Annotated in this window: 1 protein-coding gene; it reads right to left on the minus strand. The window is 63.0% G+C overall.

The window, feature by feature from the left end:
• Window positions 1–221 (minus strand): hypothetical protein (locus L9G74_RS24565; RefSeq protein ID WP_238898933.1); only part of this gene is annotated, 221 nt, incomplete at its 3' end.
• Between the last annotated feature and the right edge of the window lie 25 nt (window positions 222–246).

The following is a 246-nucleotide window of genomic DNA, read 5'->3' on the forward strand; positions in this document are numbered from 1 at the left end:
GCCGACGGCGCCAGCCCGAACCTCCCCGCGAACAGCATCAGCGTCGTCGTCGTCACCATGATAACGTTGGTGGCTGAGCCGATGTAGTCGCACCGGATGCCCTGGGACCTCTTCTTGCTCATCCTCAACGATGGCAGCGTCACCATGGACCTAGGAGAGGAGTAGGTCCGGAGGCCATGGAACTGCGGCACGGATGTGGCGGCGGAGAGCTGGGAAGCCATGGCTGGAGCCTACCTTCTCCTTCTC

This window comes from Shewanella electrica (assembly GCF_022321485.1).
Lineage (GTDB): Bacteria > Pseudomonadota > Gammaproteobacteria > Enterobacterales > Shewanellaceae > Shewanella > Shewanella electrica.